Genomic DNA, 20723 nt, shown 5'->3' with positions numbered 1-20723 from the left:
CTCGCCCGGCACGGCCGCCCGAACCGAGGAGGACCCGTGGGCTACGCCCATGACTACGCCAGCGCCATCATGTACCGGGGACGGGTGCCCATGGAGCCCGTGGACTTCGTGCCCGACTGGGCCGACCGCCCCCGCAAGGCGAAGTACTACCCGGACGCGGAGACCCTGCCGCTGCCGGATCCGGCGGCCGGGCCGCGTCCCGCACCGGGGTTCACGCTGCCCCTGCTGTCCGGGATGCTCCAGGAGTCGTACGGGCTGACCGGCCGGCGCCTGGGCGTGCAGGCCAACACCGACCTGGCCGCGCTCCCCCACTACACGCAGGCCAACTGGTCGCGCGGCACCGCCTCGGGCGGCGGCCTGTATCCGGTCGGCGTGTACTGGGCGGCCGGTGCGGGCGGGCCGCTGACCCCGGGCCTGTACCACTACGCCCCGCACCAGCACGGGCTGCGCCGGCTGCTGACCGGCGACGTCACCGGTGACGTGCGGGAGGCGCTGGGCCTCGGGCCGGACGAGGGCTGCTCCCAGTACCTGGTGCTGAGCGTCAAGTACTGGCAGAACTCCTTCAAGTACAACAGCTTCTCCTTCCACGCGGTCAGCATGGACGTGGGCGCCCTGGTGCAGACCTGGCGGCTGTGGGCGAGGGCGTACGGGCTGCGGATCGCGCCCGCGCTCTGGTTCGACGAGGAGCGGCTCGCCCGGCTGCTGGGCACCGCCCCCGGGGAGGAGGGCGTCTTCGCGGTGCTCCCCCTGGAATGGGAGGGCGGCGCGGAGCGGCACGGCGGGGCGGCTCCGTCGGCCGGCGCGGAGGTCCGGCACCGGGACGCGGAGCGCTCCCGTACCGTGCTCGCCTTCGAGACGCTGGAGCGGATCCACGTGGCGACCCTCGGCCGGGCCGGGGACCGTCCGGCGCCCGGGGTGCTGGACGCGGCCGCCGCGTATCCGCCGCGGGGCGGACGGCCCGTCCCCCTGCCGGCCCCGGCGGCGCCGGGGGTGGAGGAGGCCGCCGCGCTGCGGGCCCGGCGCAGCAGCTTCGGCCGGTTCGACGCCACCCGGGCGGTGACGGCGGAGCAGCTGGCGGCGGCGCTGGCCGACTGCGCGGCGACCCGGCCGGGCAGCGAGGCGGAACGGCCAGGCGGGCCTTCGCTGACCTCCTTGTACGTCTTCGTCAACCACGTCGAGGGGATCGAACCGGGCAGCTACGCCTATGACGCCGGGGCCCACGCGCTGCGGCTGGTGGTGCCGGGTCCGCCCGGGCCCTTCCTCCAGGCGAACTACTTCCTGTCCAACTACAACTTGGAGCAGGCGGGCGCCGTGCTGGTGCCGACCGTGCGGACCACGGCGGTCCTGGACGCGGTGGGCGACCGGGGCTACCGCCTCGTGGGGGCGGCCGTCGGCGCGATCGCGCAGACCTTCTACACCACGGCCGCCGCCCACGGGCTCGGCGCGGGCGTGGCGCTGGGCTTCGACAACGTCTCCTACGCCGAGCGGCTGGGGCTGACCGGAACCGACGAGGCACCGCTGCTGATCATGCTCCTCGGCCACGAGCGGCCGGGGCCCGCCGACTTCCGCCACGAGATCGCCTGACCGGGCGACGAGAGAAGCAGGAAGACCAGGATGAACACCACCACCGAATGGCACACCGGCGAGCGCTTCATGCTGCGCGTCGCCGGGCTGCCCCTGGCCGCCGCCGACGCGCTGCGCTGCGGGGACACCGGGCGCTGGGCGGCCGACGTGCTCGCGGCCGAGGACGCGCTGCGGGCGGACGCGCAGTGGCTGAGCGAGGTACTGCACCGGGCGGTCGGCGCGACCGATCCGGAGCCGGGCGGGCCGGGCGCCGCGCACCGGCGGGAACTGCTGCGGCTGCGCCGCCAGATCCACAACGGGCGCCTGCCCGCCGATCCCGGGGCCGCCCTGCGGGCGGTGGCGGATCTGGGGGAGGAGGCGGGCGACCGGCTCGCGCTCTGGCTGCGGCGGACCCGAGAGCTGGAGAAGCTGCTGGCCGAGGGGGAACCACTGCTCGCCGGAGACCTCGTCCGGGGCCGGGCCGCGCTGCGCGGGCTGCTGGACGACGACCGGCTGCGGCACGGCCTGCTGCTGGCCTCCCCGGTGCTGGAGGGACAGCTCGACGTGTACGCGGCGGCCACCGCCGGGGGCGCGGAGCCGGCGGGCCGGGCGCGCAAGGCCGAACGCTCGGTGCTCTCGTACCTCTACCGCACCGCCTGCAAGACCAGTCCCTTCAGTACCTTCACCGGGGTGGCGACCGGCCGGTTCACCCCGGAGGCGGGGGCGGACGGGATCCGGGTGGAGGACACCTGGAGCAGCCATGTCCGGCTGAACGTGGTGGTTCTTGCGCGGCTCGCCGAGCTGATCCTCGCCGACCCGGTGCGCCGCCGGGACCTGCCGCTGCGCCCGGCCCCGGGCTGGGGCCGGGAGGACGACCGGATCCGGTACGTGCGCCGCTCGGTCACGGCCGGCGACGACACGGCCGCCGTGACCTTCGACGCGGTCAAGGACCGGCTGTTCTTCCTGCGCCGCAGCGGCACCCTGGACCGGCTGCTGGCCCTGTTCGCCGAGCGGGCGCGGCAGACGCAGGACCGGCCGGGCGGTGGTGGGCCGGAGCTGCGCCACCACGAGCTGGCCGACTGGCTGGCGGCGGAGCACGGGGCCTCCCCCGAGGAGTGCGAGGCGTACATCGGGGCGCTGCTCCAGCTCGGGATGGTGCGGGTGCCGTGCCTGGACACCGAGGTGCACGGCGGTGATCCGGTACGCGCCTTCCAGCGGGCCCTGTCCGGTCTGGAGCGGCCCTGGGCCGATGAGCTGGCGGCGCTGCTGGAGGAGCCGGCCCGGCTGCTGGAGCGCTATCCGCTCGCCGGGCGCGCCGAGCGCCGCGAGCTCCTGCACGGTCTGCGCGCGGCCCTGCGCCGGGCTCAGGTGGAGCTGGGCGCTCCGCCGGACGCGCCGCTGCCGCAGACGCTGGTGTACGAGGACACGAGCGCGGGCCGTGATCTGGCGGCGGCTCCCCCGGCCTGGGCGGAGCCGGGTGCGGGCGGCGGCTCCCTGCGCTCGGTCGAGCGGATCCTGCCCGCCTTCGACCTGACGGTGGCGCAGCGGATCACCTTCGAGGGGTTCTTCACGGCCCGCTACGGCCAGGGGGGCCGCTGCGAGGACCTGCTGGGCCTGGTCCACGACTTCCACGAGGACTTCTTCGACCAGTACCTGTCGTTCACGGCGCGGCGTACGCCCTTCGACGCGCGCGGCGAGTACGTGCCGGAGGAGAACTGGCTGGGCCTGCCCGGGATCCGGGCCCTGGACGCGGCGCGGCGGGCCTTCACGGGCCGGATGCGGGCGCACTGGGCGGCGTACCTGGAGCACGGCGGGGACGGTGAGCTGCGGCTCTCCGAGGAGGACGTCGAGGCCGTCGCCGGTGAACTGGAGCCGGTGGTGCCCGGGTTCGCACCGCGCTGCCACCACGTCCAGCTGGCGCGGGACCCGCGGACGGGTGCGGAGCTGACGGTCCTCAACCGCTCGTACGGCGGGCTCTCCTTCCCCTTCAGCCGGTTCACGCACCTGTACCCGGAACCGGACGGGCTGGACGGGCGGCTGCGCGCGACGGCCGCCGCGGTCACGCCGCCCGGCGCGGTGTTCGCGGAGGTCACCGGTGGCGCGGTCACCACCAACCTGAACCTGCACGGCCGGCTCACCGAGTACGAGATCGTCTGCCCGGGCGAGAGCGGCACCCTGCCCGAGGACCGGCTGCTGCGCCTGGACGACCTGTACGCGGAGCACGTGCCCGGCACCGGGCGGGTGGTACTGCGTTCCCGGCGCCTGGGCCTGGAGGTGATCCCGGTCTACCTGGGGTACCTGGTGCCGCTCGCGCTGCCCGCGGTACCGCGCACCCTGCTGCTGCTCTCGCCGTCGTCGATGTCGCCGCTGGACGTCTGGGCGGGAGTGCCGGAGGGCGTCCCGCAGGGCGGTGTGACCACCCGGCCGCGGGTGGTGCACGGGGACCTGGTGCTGAGTCGGCGCAGCTGGAGCACCACGGCGGGCGAACTGCCGGCGCGGGGTGCGCGGGAGGCCGGGGACTTCCTGGACTGGCAGCGGTGGCGCCGGGCGCACGGGCTGCCGGAGCGGGTGTTCGCGACCGTGTCGGCGGGCCCTTCCGCGCTCGGGGCGAAACCGCAGTACGTGGACTTCTCCAGCCTGTTGTCGCTGGCGGCCTTCGAGCCGCTGCTGCGGGAGGGCGGCCACCGGGTCGTGTTCCGGGAGATGCTCCCGGACCCGGGCGGCCTGCACACCCGGTCGGCGCGCGGCGAGCACGTCGCCGAGCTCGCCGTCGAGACCTTCACCACGACCACCCGGACCCCGGAGGGAGCACCCCGATGCCAGAGCTGACCCCGACGCGTGGCGCGTGGCAGGCCATGCACGTCTTCTACGCCGCCAACCCGCAGCCGCTGCTGGTGCAGTGCGTGCGGCCGCTGATCGCCTCCCTCACGGCGGACGGGCTGCTGGCGGGACACTTCTTCATCAACTACTGGCTGGAGGGTCCGCACGTACGGCTGCGGCTGCGGCCGGTCAGCCCGGAGGCGGAGCCGGAGGTGCGCCGCCGTGCCGAGGAGGCCGTGTCGGCGTTCCTGAAGGCCCGGCCCGCGCTGTACGAGGTGGACTCCGGTTTTCTCAACGAGTTCTACAACACCCTGTTCGACATCGAGTTCCCCGAGGGGGACCGGGCCGCCTTCATGGGCGAGGACGGCCGGATGAACCTGCGGCCCAACAACTCCTTCTCCTACGAGCCGTACGAACCCGAATACGGCAAGTACGGCGGCCCGGCCGGGGTGGAACTCGCGGAGTGGCACTTCGCGCACTCCAGCGACCTCGTCATGGACGCCCTGGGCTCCATGAACCTGCACCTGCGGACGGTGCTGCTGGGCACCTCCGCGCAGCTGATGATGGTGATGGCGGGGGTGTTCCTGCCCGACCGGGAGGAGCTCGGCGACTACCTGGACAGCTACTACCAGTTCTGGCACCGCGCGTTCCCCGGCACCGGGTTCATCGGCTCCGTCGAGTACGACCGGACGTACGAGCAGACCGGCCCCGCCCTGGGACGGCGGTTCGATGCGGTGCTGGAGGCGCTCGGCTCCGGGGAGACCGGCCGGCTGCCGGGCTTCCTCGCCGGCTGGGCGGAACACTGCCGGGAGCTGAGGCGGCGCGCGGAGGCCCTGGCCGTGGGCGGGGAGCTGGTGTTCCGGTCCTGGGACGGGAGCCGCGACGAACGGGTGACGGATCCGGCGGCGGCGCTGCCGCTGCTGCTGTCCCCGTACATGCACATGACCAACAACCGGCTGCACGTGACCATCCGGGACGAGGCCTACCTGGCGCACCTGCTCGGCCGGGTGCTGCGGGAGGGGGCCGCCGAGGGCGCGGAGGCGGCCGGGACGGTCGTGCCGTGACCGCCCCCTCGGGACTGCTGGAGCACCGGCCCGCGCTGCGGCCCGGGGTCCTGCTGTCACCACCGCTGCTGAACGGCCCCGCCGTGGTCCACCTGGTCAAGGACCCGGTGTCGGGGGCGGCGTTCGAGATCGGCCCGAAGGAGTACTTCCTCGTCTCGCGCCTCGACGGCTCGCGCAGCCTCGCGGAGATCGGTGAGGCGTACGGGCACGCCTTCGGGCGCCGCCTGGGCGAGCGGAACTGGCAGCAGCTGCTGGGGCTGCTCGGGACCCGCCGGCTGCTGGCGGGCGGACCGGTCCCGCAGGCGGAGGCCGGTCCCGGTCCGCAGCGGACCGGGACCCTGCTGCGCGGGACCCTGCGCCTGGTCGCGGACGCCGATGCCACGACGGCGCGGCTGCACCGCTTCCTGCGGCCGGCGCTGCGGCCGGCGGTACTGGGGGCGCTGCTGGTGGTGTTCCTGGCGATGGAGGGCTGGCTGGCCGCTTCGGCGGGCGGGCTCCTCGCCGATCTGGGGTGGCTGCTGTCGCGTCCGGTGCCCCTGCTGGCCGTGGCGACGCTGCTGTGGCTCAGTACGGCCCTGCACGAGTTCGCGCACGGCATCGCGGCCCGGCACGTGGGCGGCACCGTCGGGGAGATCGGGCTGCGCTGGCGGCTGCCGATGGTGATCATGTACTGCCGGGTCGACAACTACCGCTACCTGCCGCGCCGCCGCGACCAGCTGGCCGTCGCCGGCGCGGGCGCCTTCGCCAACCTCCTGTTCCTGCTGCCCTTCTGCGCCTGGTGGGCGGCCCTGCCCGCGGGCGATCCCACCCGCCGGGTGCTGGGCGCGCTGCTGCTGCTCGGCAGCGCGCAGGCCCTGGTCAACCTCGTCCCGCTGCCGCCGCTCGACGGCTACACGCTGCTCGGGCACGCGCTGCGCGTGACCCGGCTGGCGCCCGCGAGCTCGGCGTACCTGCGGCTGCGGCTGCGGGACCGCGGCGCGGCGGCCGCCTACCCGGTACGGGCCCGGCGGCTCTACCTCGGCTACGGGATCGGCTCGGCCGTGCTGGTCCTGCTCCTGGCCGGGCTGCTCACGGCCGCCGCCATCTTCGTCATCAGATCCTGAACCCCGTCAGCCGCCGGGGCGGCAGCGCTCTCCCGACCACCGCCGGCCCCGGCAGCTCCTTCGTCCCCCACCCGATTCCGACACCGAGGGAACCGCACGCCCATGACAACTGACCGCACCTCACCGCCCGACGCGCCCGTGGCCGTCTCCGTCCGGGAGGTCCGCAAGCGCTATGGCGACCGGCAGGCCGTGGACGGCCTCTCGCTCGACGTGCGCCGCGGCGAGTTCTTCGGCCTGCTCGGCCCCAACGGCGCGGGGAAGACCACCTTCATCGAGATCGTCGAAGGCCTGCGCCGGCCGGACTCCGGCACGGTCGAGGTCCTCGGCCAGAGCTGCTGGCCGCGCAACACGGCCCTGCTGCCCAGGATCGGCGTCCAGACGCAGGCCTCGGCGTTCTTCGTCCGGCAGACGGCGCGCGAGCATCTCGCCACCGTGGCCGGGCTGTACCGCAAGGACGCTGCCGCCGCCGACCGCACGCTGGAGGTGGTCGGGCTGACCGAGCAGCGCGACGTCCTGGTGGAGAACCTTTCGGGCGGCCAGCGCCAGCGCCTCGCCATCGCCTCCGCCCTCGTCCACGACCCCGAGCTGATCTTCCTCGACGAGCCGACCGCCGCGCTGGACCCGCAGGCCCGCCGCGACCTGTGGCAGGTGCTTCGCGCCCTCAAGGGCGAGGGCCGCACCATCGTCTACACCACCCACCACCTCGACGAGGCCGAGGCCTTGTGCGACCGGGTGGCCATCCTCGTCGGCGGCCGCATCGCGGCCCTGGACTCCCCGCACCAGCTGATCACCGCCGCCGGCGCCCGGGCCCGGCTGCTGGTCCCCGAGGGTCGGATCGGCCGGGCCGAGGCCGCCGCGCTGGAAGGGGTGGAGCGGGTCAGCGAACAGGGCGGCTCGCTGGTCCTGGAGACCTCGGTCCCCGGCAAGGTGCTCCAGGCCGTCGACGCGCTCACCGGGCTCGACGGCGTGATGACCCGTACGGCCACCCTGGAGGACGTCTACCTGGAGCTGACCGGCCGCACCGAGGCCGCCGACCACGCCCCCGCTCACACCCTGGAGTCCCGCGCATGAGCGCCTACACGGCACTGACCGCCGCCGGCTACCGGGCCCAGGTCCGGGACAAGGCCACCCTCTTCTTCACCTTCGCCTTCCCGCTGCTCTTCCTCGTGGTCTTCGGCCTGATCTTCAGCGGCCAGGACGTGGAGCAGAGCGGCCGCCCCTACATCTCGTACATCGCGCCCGGCGTGATGTCGTGGGGCGTGGCCAACGCCGCCGTCTTCGGGATCGCCTTCACCCTGATGCAGTGGCGCCGGGACGACCTGCTGCGGCTGATCCGGCTCAGTCCTACACCGCTGACCACGGTGCTGGCCTCGCGCTACGTCCTGGCGCTCGTGGTCGGCGTGGTGCAGGCGGCGGTGTTCATCGCCGTCGCGATGCTCCCCGGGTTCGGGCTCGAACTGGACGGTCGCTGGCCGCTGGTACTGCCCGCGCTGGTGCTCGGCATCACCGCCTTCATGGCGATCGGGGTGATCGTCGGCAACTACGCCAGGACGCCCGAGGCCGTCGCCGCGATCGCCAACTGCATGATGGTGCCGATGGCCTTCCTGTCGGGCTCCTTCCTGCCGCTCGACATGATGCCGTCCTGGCTGCGGTCGGTCTCCCGGGTGCTGCCGCTGCGCTACCTCAACGACGCCGCCTCCGGTGCCCTCACCGGCTCCGGTTCCCTCACCGCCATCGGGACGGGCTGCGCGGCGCTGGCCGGCTTCGCCCTCCTGTTCGGCGGGATCGGGCTGAAGACCTTCCGCTGGAGCGACCAGTCATGACCGCTACCGCGACGCAGACCGTACGGGCGGCCGCGGCCCCCGACGGCACCGCACTGGAGACGGCCCGCCGGCAACTGGAGCGGGTGCTGGCCGCCGCCCCGGGCGCGGCGGCGCCGTACGTGGTCACGCTCGGGGTGCACGACGCCCTCGGGCCGCGTACCGCCGACCCCTTCGCCGCAGTCCGCCCGGCCGCCACCGTCCATCTCGGCGCCCAGGCCGTGCTGCTGGGGCCCTGGGGCGGCGACGGCACCGCCCCCGCCTGCGGGCAGTGCCTGGCGATGCGCTGGCAACGGCTGCGCAGCAAGAGCGAGCGGGACGCGCTGGAGACGGGGAGCGGGCCGCGCACCCCCGTCTCGGCTCAGTGGCCCCTGCTGTCGCCGTACGTGCTGGACGCGGTGGCGGCCCTGCACGCGGCCGCGGCCGGCGGCGAGGCGCGGGCCCCGGGCGCGGCGGCCGCCGACCGGGCCCTGCCGCAGGTGTCCCGGCTGGACCTGGAGACCCTCCAGGTGCGCACGTACCCGCTGGCCGCCGACCCGCTCTGCCCCGACTGCGGGCCGCGGGCCGCCGCCGCGCCGCTGCCCTTCACCCCCGCGTCCCGGCCCAAGCCGGCCCCGGACGCGCAGCGGCTGCGCGAGGCTTCCTCGTACCCGGTGCCGCGGGAGGCACTGGCCAATCCGGTGACCGGGGTGCTGGGCGGGGGCACCTGGATCAACGTGACCTCGCCGACCACCGCCCCGGTCGCGGGCAGCGTGTTCATGCGCGGCTACGCGGGGCTGACGGACGTCACCTGGAGCGGGCAGGCCAACAGCTTCTCCGCCAGCCGGGACCTCGCCTTCCTGGAAGGGCTGGAGCGGTACGCGGGCACGCACCGGCGCACCGGCGCCGAGGCCCTCACCGCCTCCTACGCGGAGCTGGGCGAACGGGCCCTGAACCCGGCGGAGTGCGGCTTCTACCCGCCCGAGACCTACCGGGACGACCCGATGGTGTCGTCCTTCGACCCCGAGCGGCCCATCCCCTGGGTGTACGGGCATTCGCTGCGCGACGACCGGCCGGTGCTGGTCCCGGCGCGTCTGGCCTACTACAGCGCGGGCCTGGCCGCCGACAACTTCGTCTTCGAGTGCTCCAACGGCTGTGCGATCGGCGGCTGCCCGGAGGAAGCGCTGCTGGGCGCCCTGCTGGAGCTGATCGAGCGGGACGCCTTCCTGCTCGCCTGGTACGGCGGCCAGCGGCTGACGGAGATCGACCTGGACACCGTGCCCGGGCCGGCGGTGCGGATGATGGTGGACCGGGCGGCCCTCCAGGGGTACGACGTACACGCCTTCGACAACCGGATCGACCTCGCGGTGCCCGTGGTGACGGGGCTGGCCGTACGGCGCGACGGCGGGCCGGGGCTGTACTCCTTCGGCGCGGGCGCGGCGCTCGATCCGGCGTCGGCGGTGGAGGCCGCGCTGTCGGAGGTCCTCACCTACATCCCGCACCTGCCCCGGCAGGTGGCCGAGCGGCAGGACGAACTGGAGGAGATGTCCCGGGACTTCGGGCGGGTCAGGCACCTCAAGGACCATGCCCAGCTGTACGGGCTGCCGGCGATGGCCCCGCACGCGCGCACCTACCGCGAGCCGCTCGCCGTGCGGTCCATGGCGGAGCTGTACGCGGGGTGGGAGGCGGGAGGGCGTCCGAGGACGGGCGACCTGCGGGACGACCTGCTGCTCTGCGTGCGGGAGCTGACGGGCGCCGGACACGATGTGATCGTCGTCGACCAGACCACGCCGGAGCAGCGGCGGATGGGGCTGAGCACGGTGTGCGCGATCGTCCCGGGCCTGCTGCCGATCGACTTCGGCTGGTCGCGCCAGCGGGCCCCGTACATGCCCCGGCTGCGCACGGCGGCCGTGCGCGCGGGGCTGCGCGGGAGCCCGTTGACGGACGCGGAGATCCGGATGGTGCCGCACCCCTTCCCCTGACCCCCCGCCCCCTCCGGCCCCGGGCTGCGGCCCGGGGCCCCCTATCCCCGGGGCCCCCTGTTGCGGGCCACGACGCGTGCCGGATGCCCCGGACCCCTTCCTGCGGGGTCCGGGGCATCCGGTGTGTGCGGTGCCGCGCCAGGAGTGTCAGGCGCTGCAGGAGGTGGTGCTGGTGGTGGAGGAACAGGTCGAGGTGGAGCTGCAGCTCGTGGAACCGGCGAGCACGACCTCGCTGGCGTCCGAGTAGTCCGAGATCTCGAAGGTCTCCGACTCCAGCTCCAGGATCTCGTCGGCGAGCGAGGCGAGCGGCGACTTCTCCATGGGACTCTCCTTCATGGGTTCGGGCGGTTCAGCCGGCGTGGTCGGCGCAGCTGGTTCTGGTGGTTCCGGTGCTACCGGCGGTGTGCCGTCCGTGAGTTCCGGCCGGTTTCCTGTGGTGCCCTTCCAGGAAAACCGGTCGCGCCTTCACTTCACCCGTCCATCCCCTGACACTCCCCTGACAGAAAGTGTCAGCGTTCTGACAGTCCGGCCGCCGGGCCGGTGGCCGAGCATGGCGTCATGACCGTCTCCGCCGCCGGGCTCCCCGGACTCCCGCCGCTCCTGCGGCCGTTGACGACCCTGTACCTGGACCTGCACCGCCACCCCGAGCTGTCGGGCGAGGAGGAGCGTACGGCCGCCCGGTTCGCCGACTGGCTGGAGTCCGCCGGGTACGAGACCACGCGCGGGATCGGCGGCCACGGCGTGGCCGGGGTGCTGCGCCGCGGCACGGGGCCGACGGTCGTGCTGCGCGCCGAGCTGGACGCGCTGCCGGTCCGGGAGAGCACGGGGCTGCCGTACGCGAGCGAGGGCCCCGCGGCGCACGCCTGCGGACACGACCTCCACCTGGCCGCGGCCGCCGGGGCCGCCTCGCTGCTGGCGGGCGCCGGTCCCGGGGCCTGGCGGGGCACGCTGGTGGTGGTGGGACAGCCCGCGGAGGAAACCCTGGAGGGGGCGCGGGCGATGCTGGCCGACGGGCTGTACGAGCGCGTCGGCCGCCCGGACGCCGTCCTCGCGCAGCACGCCGCCCCGCTGCCCGCCGGGATGGTCGCGCACGGGTACGGGCCCATGACCGCCGGGAGCGTCACCTTCCGCGTGGTCGTGCACGGGCGCGGCGGACACGCGGGCGCCCCGCACCTGACCGTGGACCCGGTGGTGACGGCGGCCCACGTCGTGACCCGGCTCCAGACCGTGGTGGCCCGGGAGGCGGCTCCCTCGGAGCAGGTCGCCGTCACCGTGGGCTCGCTGCGGGCCGGCGAGCGGGCCAACGTGGTCCCCGACCGGGCCGAGCTGGGGATCACCGTACGGGCGGCCGGCGAGGCCGCGCTCACCCGGGCCGCGGAGGCCGTCGAGCGGATCGTGCGCGCCGAGTGCGCCGCCTCGGGCTGCCCCCGGGAGCCGGAGATCGTCCGTACGGGCGCCTCCCCCGTCACCCACCCCGACCCGGCCACGACGGCCGCGGTGCGCGCGGCGCACACGGCGCGGCTGGGGGCGGAGCGGGTGGCGATGTGGCCGCCGTCCCTCGCCACGGAGGACTTCGGGCTGTTCGGCGACGCGGGACGGCACGTGCACGGCGCGCGGGGGGTACGGCTCGCCTACTGGATGCTCGGGGTGATCGGACCGGCAGCCTGGGCAGCGGCGCCCGGTGAGGGGGCGGCCGGGAAGCTGGCGGCCCTCCCCGCCAACCACGCCCCGGACTTCGCCCCGGACGTGCGCACGGCCCTCCCCGCCGGGGTCGACGCGCTGGCGGCGGCGGCCCTGGCCTGCCTGGCGCCCGGCGCGGACGGCACGGGCGGCGGTGACGGGGCCCGGCGAGCGGGGGCGGACGGGGCCCGGAGTCCCGCTACTTGATGTCGTAGCGGCACATGCCGGTCTTGCCGCCGCCGTTGTCGGCGACCTTCTTGCCGTCGACGGTGATCACGCACTCCGCGGCGTGCAGCAGCCCGTCGGCGCCGGTCACCGAACCGGGGACGACGGAGACCGTGGTGCCGGCGCGCTTCTCGGCGGCGGTGGCGAGGGTGACCGTGCCGGTCTTCTTCCAGGGCAGGGTGACCTGTTCCATCTTGTTGGTCTCGAGGTTGTAGTACACCTGCGTGGAGCCGGTGCCGAGGACCTCAAGGGTGACCTCGTGCTTGACCGCCGCGTCCTCGGCGGACGGCTTCGGCTTGCCGGCGGACGGCGCCCCGGCGGACGCGCCGGCCGGCTTCCCCTCGGCTCCCCCGTCCCCGGCCGCGCCGCCGCCGCAGCCGGTGAGCAGAAGGGCCGTCAGCGCCGTCAGGACTGGGCCGGTGATGATCTTGCGCATGTTTCTCCCTCACGAATGAGTAAGCGATCTTAGTGCGCGTGCCGGGCGGCCTCCCGACGGGTCAAGACCCCGAGCACGGCCTGACCTGGTGTCATAGTACGCAAGCGCCCTGAACCGTCACTTCCATCGATGCCATCTATAGTGGCCCCCATGGCCCTGGAACTGCGTCACCTGCGCTACCTGCTCGCGGTCGCCGAGCACCACAGCTTCACGCGCGCGGCGGAGGACTTGCACATCTCCCAGCCCACCCTGTCGCAGCAGATCAAGCAGCTGGAGCGGACGGTGGGCGTGCGGCTCCTGGACCGCGGCGGCCGCACGGTGCGGCTGACCGACGCCGGAGAGGCGTACGCCCACCACGCGCGCCGCGCGCTGCGGGACCTAGCGGCCGCCGAGCGGGCCGTCCACGACGTCGCCGGCCTCTCGCGCGGCCACCTCCGCCTGGCGCTGGCCCCCGTCTTCACCGCGTACCTCCTCGGCCCGCTGCTGGGCGCCCTGCACACGGCACACCCCGGCATCACCGTGGAGGTGCGGGAGATGACCCAGGACCGGATGGAGTCGGCCCTGCTCGCGGACGGGGCCGACCTCGGGATCGCGTTCGCCGGGCCCCACCTGCCGGGGATCGCGGCCACCGCGCTCTTCACCGAGACCCTCTCCCTGGTCGTCTGCGCCACCCCGGCGGCGCCGGCCGCCGCGGCGGCGCTGCCGGTGGCCGGCCTGGCGGACCGTCCGCTGGCGCTGCTGAACGGGGACTTCCCGACCCGGCGGCACGTGGACGCCTACTGCGCGGCCCACGGGGTGCGCCCCCGCGTCGCGGTCGAGGCCGACTCCGTCCAGGCACTGACCGAACTCGTACGGCGCACCGGGCTGGCCACACTCCTGCCCGAAGCCGTCGTCCGCGAGCAGCCCGGCCTGGCCCGGATCCCCCTGGCCCCGGCCCCGCCCCCGCGTACGGTCACCCTGCTCCGGCGGGACACCCCTTACGAGAGCGCCGCCGCCCGCGCGTTCACCACCCTGGCCCGGGGCTACGCCCCCGCCGGGCAGGAGGAGCAGCCCCCGCGGGCGGGCGCCGCGGAAGGGGCCCGGCGCACCGTGCAAAGTGAAGGCAAAGTCGAAAGGCGGGGCGGGCTCGCCCGGCCCACGATGGACTCATGAGCGTCCGACGGTACGAGCTGACGTTTCCCGGCAGCGACGGGACGGGCGAGGACACCGTGGTCCTGGAGCGCACCGATGCCGCGGGACCGGGCGGCCACCCGGTCTACGCCGACGCCACGGGCATCGTCCGCGCCGAGATCAGCGACCGCGGCGAGGTCCGCATGCTCCCCTCGGGCGGCCACCAGGCCCTCTCGCACCCCACCTCGACGCGCCGGCTGCCCGACGCCGACGGCTGACCGGCCCGGTCCCGGCGTCGCGCCCGCCCCGGCGCCGCGGTACGCGCGAGCCCCCTGCCGGGCCGCGTCACCGCGGCGGCAGGGGGCTCGGGGCGTGTCCGGCGGGTCAGGCCGCTCAGGCCGCCGCGGGCTCCGCCGGCGTGCTCGGCACCGGGCGCTGACGCGGAGCCGGGTACACCGCCTCCTCCGGCAGCCTCGGCTCCAGCCGCAGGACGCCCAGGGCGGAGACCGTCGCGCCCGCCGCGAGGACCAGCCACATCGCCGTCGGCGACAGCGTGAGCAGGGCCGTCAGGACGGCCGGGGCCAAGGCGCTGGGCACCGCCCAGGAAAGCTGGTAGACGGCCAGGTGCCGGCCCCGCGTCTCTTCGGGCGCGGCCTGCGCGCACAGGGCCGACGCCGTGGCGCCGTGCATCAGCTCCCCCGCCGTGAACAGGGCCGTCGCCGCGAAGATGCCGATCAGGATGACGGTCTTGTCCCCCACCGCGGCTAGTACGGCGAAGACCACGAACGAAGCCGCGAACACCGCCGCGCCCAGGGACACCGCACGGGATCGGCGGTAGGCGACGAGCGCCCGGGTGACCGGGATCTGGAGCAGCGCGATCCCGACCGTGTTGACGGCGTACAGGACGCCCACCAGCGAGGTGGACGCGCCCAGGTCCTGCGTGACGTACGCCGGGATGCCGATGGCGAGCACCGTGTAGCCGAACGCCGTCGGCACGTTGAGCAGGGTCAGCGCCAGGAACGGGCGGTTCCGCGCCACCAGCCGGTAGCCGCCCTTGCGGGAGGTCCGGGCCGGCGGGACGGCCGCCTTCGCGATCGGGATCGAGCCGAAGCAGGCGGCGGCCAGCAGGTACCCGGCGGCGGTACCGAACACGATCACGTAGTAGAAGGCGTCGCTGCCGAGGGCCAGGACCCCGCCCGCGACCAGACCGCCCACGCCCAGACCGGCGTTGCGCAGGCTGCGCTGCGCGGCGAGCAGCTTGTCCCGCTCGGTGCCCTGGACGAACTCGGCGATGAACGACTGGATCGCCGGCGGGTACGAGGTGTCGCCGAGCGCGACCAGCAGGATCACGGCGAACATCGTGTAGCCGTTGTCCACCAGCGGGTACGTGCAGAAGCCCGCGGCCCGCAGCAGGTACCCGCCGGTGACGACGGCCTTGGCCCCGAAGCGGTCGATGAGGACGCCCGCCGCCGGGTTGCTGATCAGGCCGATCACGGCGGCGGCCGTCATCAGGGTGCCCACCTGGGTGAGCGGCAGCCCCGTCACGTGGTGGAAGTAGAGCAGGGACAGGGGCAGGTACATGCCGGCGCCGGTGGCATCGACGACCATGCCCAGCATGTACCGCGTCTTCGCCGACAGGCGGGCCCCCGTCATGACCCGTCGCCGATCACGCTGTGTTCGCGGACCCACTCGCCCAGCTCGCGCAGCCGACGCTCGACCTCGGCGCGGGTCGGGGCGGTGCCCACGGCCGCGGCGAGGAAGTCGGAGGAACCCGAGGCGGGCGCGATGACCTGGCCCTCCTCCGCGTAGAGCCAGAATCCGGCAAGCCAGTCGTGCTCGGGCACCGCGGGCAGCTCGCGCACCAGTCCGGGCCGCTTCATCATGAGCAGCTGCCCCGCCATGTGCCGCGGCTTCGGCAGCCCGGCCGCGTCACCGCCGCGCCGTACCTCGGGGTGCAGTTCGTGGCCGGCCTCGGCGCGGACGGCGTACCCGCCGAGGTGCACGCCGAACAGGCTGTGGAAGACCTCACGGATCTTGGCGCCGCCGGGCCGGCAGGCGATCTCGCACATGACGAGGCGGTCGTCCGGAGTGTGGAAGACCTCCATGTGGAAGGCGTGGTCGCGCAGCCGGGAGCCGGCGGGGGCCAGCGAGGCGAGGACCCGCTCGGCGAGGTCGAGCAGCCTCGGGGTGATCGGGTCGTCCTCGTCGAGGGTGAGGTCGATGCGCGGGCCCGGGTCGGAGGCGAAGGAGGAGAGGTCGTACTGGTACTGCGAGGGCCAGGCCATGGCCACCCGGCCGTCGCGCACCACGCCGTCGACGTGGCACATGCGGCCCGGGACGAAGTCCTCCAGCAGGACGTCGTCCCGCTCGCCGGCCCGGTACACCTCCGTCAGGCACTCCTCGAAGGAGGCCTCGTCCTGGAGGATGCGCAGGCCGACCGCGTTGAAGCCGCTGCGCTCCTTGAACACCACCGGGAAGCCCTCGGCGGCGGCGAACTCGCGCGCCTCGTCGGCGGTGCGGGCCTGGACCCAGGCCGCCACGTCGATCCCGGAGGCCTGTGCGCGGGTCTTCATCAGCGCCTTGTCGCGGAACGGCATCACGTCGTCGTGCCAGGCGCCGCGCAGCCCGAACCGCTCGCGCAGCCGAGCCGCCCGCAGCATGTCCGCCTCGTGCAGCGCGGTCACGCCGGTGATGTTGTGCTCGGCGATGAGTTCGAGGGCGCGGGCGTCGACCTCTTCCGCGTCGAAGTCGTCGAAGATCTCCAGGCGGGTGTAGCCGAGGGTGCCGTCCGGCACCTTCTCACCGGCCAGTTCGATCTTGTCCCGGGCGGCGAGGACGACGATGTCGCCGGTGTGGTCCGGCAGCCAGGAGCGGTACGGGAACGGCTCCAGCGGGTTGCGGTGCAGGATCAGCAGGTTCTCGCGCGGGGCGATCTCGGACGGCTGCGCGAGCACGGTCTCCCCGTTGGGGCGGGCCAGGGTGATCCGGATGTCGTCGCGGATCACCTCGGCCCCGCGGCGGATCGCCGCGGTGGTGTCCTCGGCGGCGACCGCGATCAGGCCGAGCCGGTCCCAGTTGTCCTGGAGCACCCGGACGTCGTCGCCGGGCTTGGCGCTGATGGTGACGGAGATGACGCCCTCGGCGGCCCGGGCCTCCTCGATCCCGGCGATGGACTCCACCCGGCTGCCCGGCGTCCCGATCAGGGCGCGCACGCTGGCACCGCCGTGCGCCTGCGGCCGGTCGGGGAGTTCCTCGAGCAGGCCGAAGGGGTGGGCCACCGCGAGCGTGACCAGGTCGACGCCGAAGGCGCTGCGCACCAGCTCGGGGATGGAGTCGCCGCCGATCCGGTTGTGGCCCTCGATCACGCGCGGGCCCTTGGCGGTGAGGCGGACCTCGGTGTGGCAGACGCCGTCGCGCAGGCCCATCACGTCGAGGAAGCCGCGTATGCCGTCGCGTATCGCTTCCTCGTCGGCGTCGGACAGCCGGGCCGGGACCGCGTGGCCGAGCTCCGCGAAGTGGCCGTCGGCGGTGAACTTCTCGGTGACCGTGACGATCACGTGGCGGCCGCCGAAGCTGAAGGACTCGACGCTGTACTCGGGTCCGTCCAGGAACTCCTCCATCAGGAAGTCCTTCAGGACGAACAGCGAGGAGACCCGGTCAGTGCGGGTGCCGGAGAGCCGGGTGACCTCGGCCCACACGCGGTCGGCGTCGTGCGGGCCCTCGACCCGCATGACCCCGATGCTCGCGGTGGCGTCGACGGGCTTGACGATGAACGGGAAGCCGTAGGCGGCGCCGAAGGCGTCCAGGTCCTCACGGCTCTTCAGGGACTGGGCCCCGACGGCGTGCTCCGGGTCGTGCTCGGCGACGTACCGCCGCATGGCGGCCTTGTCCCGGATGCGGGCGGTGACCTCGTAGCCGGTCCCGCCCAGTCCGTACAGGTCGTTGATCCGGCCCGCGTTCTCGAGTCCCGGCTCGGTCAGGGAGACGCACGCGGCGAAGCCGGGGCTCTCGTGCCAGGCGCGTACCAGGGGCTCGATCAGCTCCCACTGGGTGAAGTCCACGACCTCGACGGCCGCGGCGAGCCGGTTCTGCTCCTCGCTGACCTTGGTCGGGTGCTGGAGCAGCAGCACGCTCAGTCCCAGGTCGTGGGCCTTCCGCACGGTCTCGTCGGTCGCACCGACGAGCAGCAGGGTGCGCTCGGGGTTCATTCGCTCTCATCTCCCCCTGCGGCGGCAGGGATATCTTTCCGGGCTCGTACTCGGGTAGGGGCGGGGGGTGGGGCGGGCTCCGGCCTCACCGCGGGCCGGCGGGGTCCTCTTCCGGCCACCAGCTGAGGTAGCGTTCGCCGCTGTCGGGGAACACCGTCGCCACGACCGCGTCCGACAGGTCGTGCCGGCGGGCCAGTTCGAGGCAGCCGTACGCGGCGGCACCGGAGGAGATCCCGACGAGGAGCCCGGAGCGTGCGGCGATGGCGCGCGTGGTGGCCGCGGCGTCGGAGTCCTCGACGGCGATCACCTCGTCGATGAGGTGCAGGTCGGTGACGGGGCTGATGAAGCCGCCGTTGAGGCCGGGGATGCGGTGCGGGCCGGGGTCGCCGCCGGAGAGCAGCGCGGAGCCCGCCGGTTCGACGGCGATCACCTTCAGGTCGGGGTTGCCCTCGCGCAGGTAGCGGGCGCAGCCGGTGAGGGTGCCGCCGGTGCCGATCCCGCACACCAGGTAGTCGACGCGGCCTCCGGCGTCGCGCCAGATCTCGGGGCCGGTGGTCTCGTAGTGGGCGCGGACGTTGTCGGGGTTCTCGTGCTGGCGCGCGTACCAGGAGCCGGGCATCTCGGCGTGCAGTTTCGCGGCGTGCTCGACGCAGGCGGCGAAGCCCAGGGCGTGGTCGGTGAACTCCACCTCGGCGCCGAGCATCCGCAGGGTCAACACGCGTTCGCGGGAGGAGTTGGAGGGAAGGACGATCAGACAGCGGTAGCCGCGGGCGGCGGCGAGGGCGGCCAGGGCGATGCCGGTGTTGCCGGAGGTGGACTCGATGACGGTGGCGCCGGGACGGAGCGCGCCGGATTCCTCGGCGGCCCGCAGCATGAACAGGGCGGCCCGGTCCTTGATGCTGGACAGCGGGTTGGCCGCCTCCAGCTTGGCGAGGACGCGGGCGGTGTCGGGCAGGCCGTCGAGCTGGAGGCGGAACAGCGGGGTGTCGCCGACGAGGTCCTCGAATGATGCCGCGATGCGGCGGGTGGTGCGCGCGTGGTTCACGTGCCAACCCCTTTGGTGCTGTGCGTGCGGTCGGTCTCCGAAAAGTAGCCAGAGGCGGTAGCGCGCGATTGGTGCCCGGCTCGGGCCGGACTCGAGCGCCGCTCGCGCGCCCGCGATCGCGGAACGGGCCCGAACGGGCAGCGGAGCACGGACCGTTGTCGTACCCCGCCGCTAGCCTGGACGCATGGACGAGATCAACGGTGGGGAGGTCGTCACCTTCGCGGATGCCGGTGCCTTCGAGAGCTGGCTGTCGCGGCACCACACGCGTACGGAGGGTCTGTGGATCAAGGTGGCCAAGAAGAAGTCCGGCATCCCGACGGTCACCGACGACGAACTGGTGGACGTCGGCCTCTGCTACGGCTGGATCTCCGGCCAGCGGCGTTCCCACGACGAGCGGTACTACCTCCAGAAGTACGTACCGCGCCGCCCCCGGAGCCTGTGGTCGCAGGTGAACGTGGAGAAGGTCGCGGCGCTCACGGCGGCCGGCCGGATGCGTGAACCGGGCCTCGCGGAGGTACGCCGGGCGCAGGCCGACGGGCGGTGGGCCGCGGCGTACGAGTCCCAGCGCACGGCGGCGGTCCCGCCGGACCTGGCGGCCGCCCTGGAGGCGGACCCCCGGGCCCGGACGGCGTTCGAGGCCCTCGACCGGTCCGGCCGCTACCAGCTGGCGCTGCCACTCCTCCAGGCCCTCACCCCCGGCACCCGCCGGGCCCGCCTCGACCGGGCCCTCGACACGCTGCGCCGCACCGGAGGCCCGGCCGGGGCCTAGTCCGTCCCTTCCGGACCTCGGGCCCTGTCGCCGGACGGCGCGTCACGGCGCAGGCCCGCCAGCTTGTCGGGGTTGACCTGGATGCGGATGTTGCGGAGCAGCCCGCCCTCCAGGTCGTAGGTGCACGAGCCGATCGGCTCCTCCCCCGCCAGGACGAGGAGGCCGAGCTCGCCGTTGATGACAGCAGGGGTGACGGTGACCCCGGCCATGGCGGGCTTGGCCAGCACGCCGAGCAGGAAGCGCGCCACGCGGTCGGCGCCGTACACGGGCCGGCGGCCGGCGGTGACCTTGCCTCCGCCGTCGGACCAGGCGGTGACGTCGGGGGCGAGCATCTCCAGGACGGCGTTGAGGTCTCCCCCGGCACAGGCGCGGAGGAAGCGCTGCGTGACCTCCTCGCGCTGCGCGCTGTCGGAGTCGTAGCGGTGGCGGCGCTCCGCGACGTGTTTGCGGGCGCGGTGGGAGATCTGCCGGACGGCCGGCTCCGGGCGCTCCAGGAAGCCGGCGATCTCGGCGTGCGAGTAGCCGAAGACCTCCCGCAGCACGAAGACGGCGCGCTCTACGGGGGTGAGCGTTTCCAGGACGACGAGCATGGCCGTGGAGACGCTCTCGGCCAGCTCCCGCTCCTGCGCCACGTCGGGCTCGGTGAGCAGCGGTTCCGGCAGCCAGGGGCCGACGTATTCCTCCCGCGTGGCCCGGGCCGAGGTGAGCCGGTTCAGGGACAGGTTGGTGACCGTCCGCACGAGGTACGCCTTGGGGTGCCGGACTTCCGACCGGTCGGCCTTGTGCCAGGTCAGCCAGGCGTCCTGGACGATGTCCTCGGCGTCGCTGACGGTCCCCAGCATGCGGTAGGCGGTGGCGAACAACAGCCGTCGGTGTTCGTTGAAGGGATCCGCTTCGGGTTCGCTCGTGATCACCGTCC

The 20723-nt window shown here is 74.3% G+C and carries 17 protein-coding genes; 11 read left to right on the top strand and 6 right to left on the bottom strand.

Annotation, left to right across the window (positions count from 1 at the left end; translation table 11 throughout):
* Positions 1-36 precede the first annotated feature (36 nt).
* The 7 genes from ACFY7H_RS21750 (at position 37) to ACFY7H_RS21720 (ending at position 10331) form a co-directional block, all read left to right on the top strand.
* Positions 37-1584 (top strand): SagB family peptide dehydrogenase, encoded by a 1548-nt coding sequence (locus ACFY7H_RS21750; RefSeq protein WP_388940279.1) that lies wholly within the window; start codon positions 37-39, stop codon positions 1582-1584.
* 30 nt (positions 1585-1614) lie between these two features.
* On the top strand, positions 1615-4392 hold the full coding sequence (locus tag ACFY7H_RS21745; protein ID WP_388940278.1) for a lantibiotic dehydratase: 2778 nt from the start codon (positions 1615-1617) through the stop codon (positions 4390-4392).
* On the top strand, positions 4380-5447 hold the full coding sequence (locus ACFY7H_RS21740) for a lantibiotic dehydratase C-terminal domain-containing protein (RefSeq protein WP_388940276.1): 1068 nt from the start codon (positions 4380-4382) through the stop codon (positions 5445-5447). The genes ACFY7H_RS21745 and ACFY7H_RS21740 overlap by 13 nt, the downstream gene beginning before the upstream one ends.
* A complete protein-coding gene (locus ACFY7H_RS21735) occupies positions 5444-6550 on the top strand; it encodes a peptidase M50 (RefSeq protein ID WP_388940273.1) in 1107 nt (368 codons plus the stop codon). Before ACFY7H_RS21740 ends, ACFY7H_RS21735 begins: the two co-directional genes overlap by 4 nt.
* 102 nt (positions 6551-6652) lie before the next feature.
* Positions 6653-7621, top strand: a complete 969-nt coding sequence (locus tag ACFY7H_RS21730; protein WP_388940271.1) for an ABC transporter ATP-binding protein — start codon at positions 6653-6655, stop codon at positions 7619-7621.
* Positions 7618-8373, top strand: coding sequence for an ABC transporter permease (locus ACFY7H_RS21725; RefSeq protein WP_388940269.1), 756 nt, complete (start codon positions 7618-7620; stop codon positions 8371-8373). The genes ACFY7H_RS21730 and ACFY7H_RS21725 overlap by 4 nt, the downstream gene beginning before the upstream one ends.
* Positions 8370-10331 carry a TOMM precursor leader peptide-binding protein gene (locus ACFY7H_RS21720; protein ID WP_388940267.1) on the top strand — a complete coding sequence of 654 codons (1962 nt, stop codon included), beginning with the start codon at positions 8370-8372 and terminating at the stop codon, positions 10329-10331. The genes ACFY7H_RS21725 and ACFY7H_RS21720 overlap by 4 nt, the downstream gene beginning before the upstream one ends.
* 147 nt (positions 10332-10478) lie before the next feature.
* Here ACFY7H_RS21720 and ACFY7H_RS21715 read toward each other — a convergent pair whose 3' ends face one another.
* On the bottom strand, positions 10479-10652 hold the full coding sequence (locus ACFY7H_RS21715) for a thiazolylpeptide-type bacteriocin (RefSeq protein WP_007268044.1): 174 nt from the start codon (positions 10650-10652) through the stop codon (positions 10479-10481).
* Positions 10653-10889: 237 nt separating this feature from the next.
* On the opposite strand from ACFY7H_RS21715, the gene ACFY7H_RS21710 reads away from it, so the two are divergent.
* Positions 10890-12218, top strand: a complete 1329-nt coding sequence (locus ACFY7H_RS21710; protein ID WP_388940265.1) for an amidohydrolase — start codon at positions 10890-10892, stop codon at positions 12216-12218.
* On the opposite strand, the gene ACFY7H_RS21705 is transcribed toward ACFY7H_RS21710, so the two are convergent.
* The gene (locus tag ACFY7H_RS21705; protein WP_388940264.1) at positions 12211-12672 is read right to left on the bottom strand and encodes a hypothetical protein; all 462 of its coding nucleotides are present in this window, start codon (positions 12670-12672) and stop codon (positions 12211-12213) included. The genes ACFY7H_RS21710 and ACFY7H_RS21705 overlap by 8 nt on opposite strands.
* Before the next feature lie 150 nt (positions 12673-12822).
* On the opposite strand from ACFY7H_RS21705, the gene cynR reads away from it, so the two are divergent.
* Together cynR and ACFY7H_RS21695 are read left to right on the top strand one after the other, a co-directional pair.
* Positions 12823-13824, top strand: a complete 1002-nt coding sequence (gene cynR, locus ACFY7H_RS21700; RefSeq protein WP_388940262.1) for a transcriptional regulator CynR — start codon at positions 12823-12825, stop codon at positions 13822-13824.
* Complete coding sequence (locus tag ACFY7H_RS21695) at positions 13821-14060, top strand: DUF6296 family protein (RefSeq protein ID WP_388940260.1); 240 nt, start codon at positions 13821-13823, stop codon at positions 14058-14060. The genes cynR and ACFY7H_RS21695 overlap by 4 nt, the downstream gene beginning before the upstream one ends.
* 115 nt (positions 14061-14175) lie before the next feature.
* Here ACFY7H_RS21695 and ACFY7H_RS21690 read toward each other — a convergent pair whose 3' ends face one another.
* The 3 genes from ACFY7H_RS21690 to ACFY7H_RS21680 all read right to left on the bottom strand — a co-directional run bounded on the left by ACFY7H_RS21690 (position 14176) and on the right by ACFY7H_RS21680 (position 19035).
* On the bottom strand, positions 14176-15435 hold the full coding sequence (locus ACFY7H_RS21690) for an MFS transporter (RefSeq protein ID WP_388940258.1): 1260 nt from the start codon (positions 15433-15435) through the stop codon (positions 14176-14178).
* The gene (locus ACFY7H_RS21685; RefSeq protein WP_388940256.1) at positions 15432-17990 is read right to left on the bottom strand and encodes an ATP-grasp domain-containing protein; all 2559 of its coding nucleotides are present in this window, start codon (positions 17988-17990) and stop codon (positions 15432-15434) included. The genes ACFY7H_RS21690 and ACFY7H_RS21685 overlap by 4 nt, the downstream gene beginning before the upstream one ends.
* A gap of 85 nt (positions 17991-18075) precedes the next feature.
* A complete protein-coding gene (locus ACFY7H_RS21680; RefSeq protein ID WP_388940254.1) occupies positions 18076-19035 on the bottom strand; it encodes a PLP-dependent cysteine synthase family protein in 960 nt (319 codons plus the stop codon).
* A gap of 184 nt (positions 19036-19219) precedes the next feature.
* Here ACFY7H_RS21680 and ACFY7H_RS21675 point away from each other — a divergent pair, with 184 nt between their 5' ends.
* Positions 19220-19804: a YdeI family protein gene (locus ACFY7H_RS21675; RefSeq protein WP_388940252.1), complete on the top strand. Its 585-nt coding sequence runs from the start codon at positions 19220-19222 to the stop codon at positions 19802-19804.
* Here ACFY7H_RS21675 and ACFY7H_RS21670 read toward each other — a convergent pair.
* Entirely contained in the window at positions 19801-20718 is a 918-nt protein-coding gene (locus ACFY7H_RS21670) for an RNA polymerase sigma-70 factor (RefSeq protein ID WP_388940250.1), read from the bottom strand. The genes ACFY7H_RS21675 and ACFY7H_RS21670 overlap by 4 nt on opposite strands.
* Between the last annotated feature and the right edge of the window lie 5 nt (positions 20719-20723).

It is taken from the genome of Streptomyces sp. NPDC012794 (genome assembly GCF_042901085.1).
GTDB lineage: Bacteria > Actinomycetota > Actinomycetes > Streptomycetales > Streptomycetaceae > Streptomyces.
Note: the sequence above shows the minus strand (reverse complement) of the source record. Positions and strands in the feature narration are given on the sequence as shown.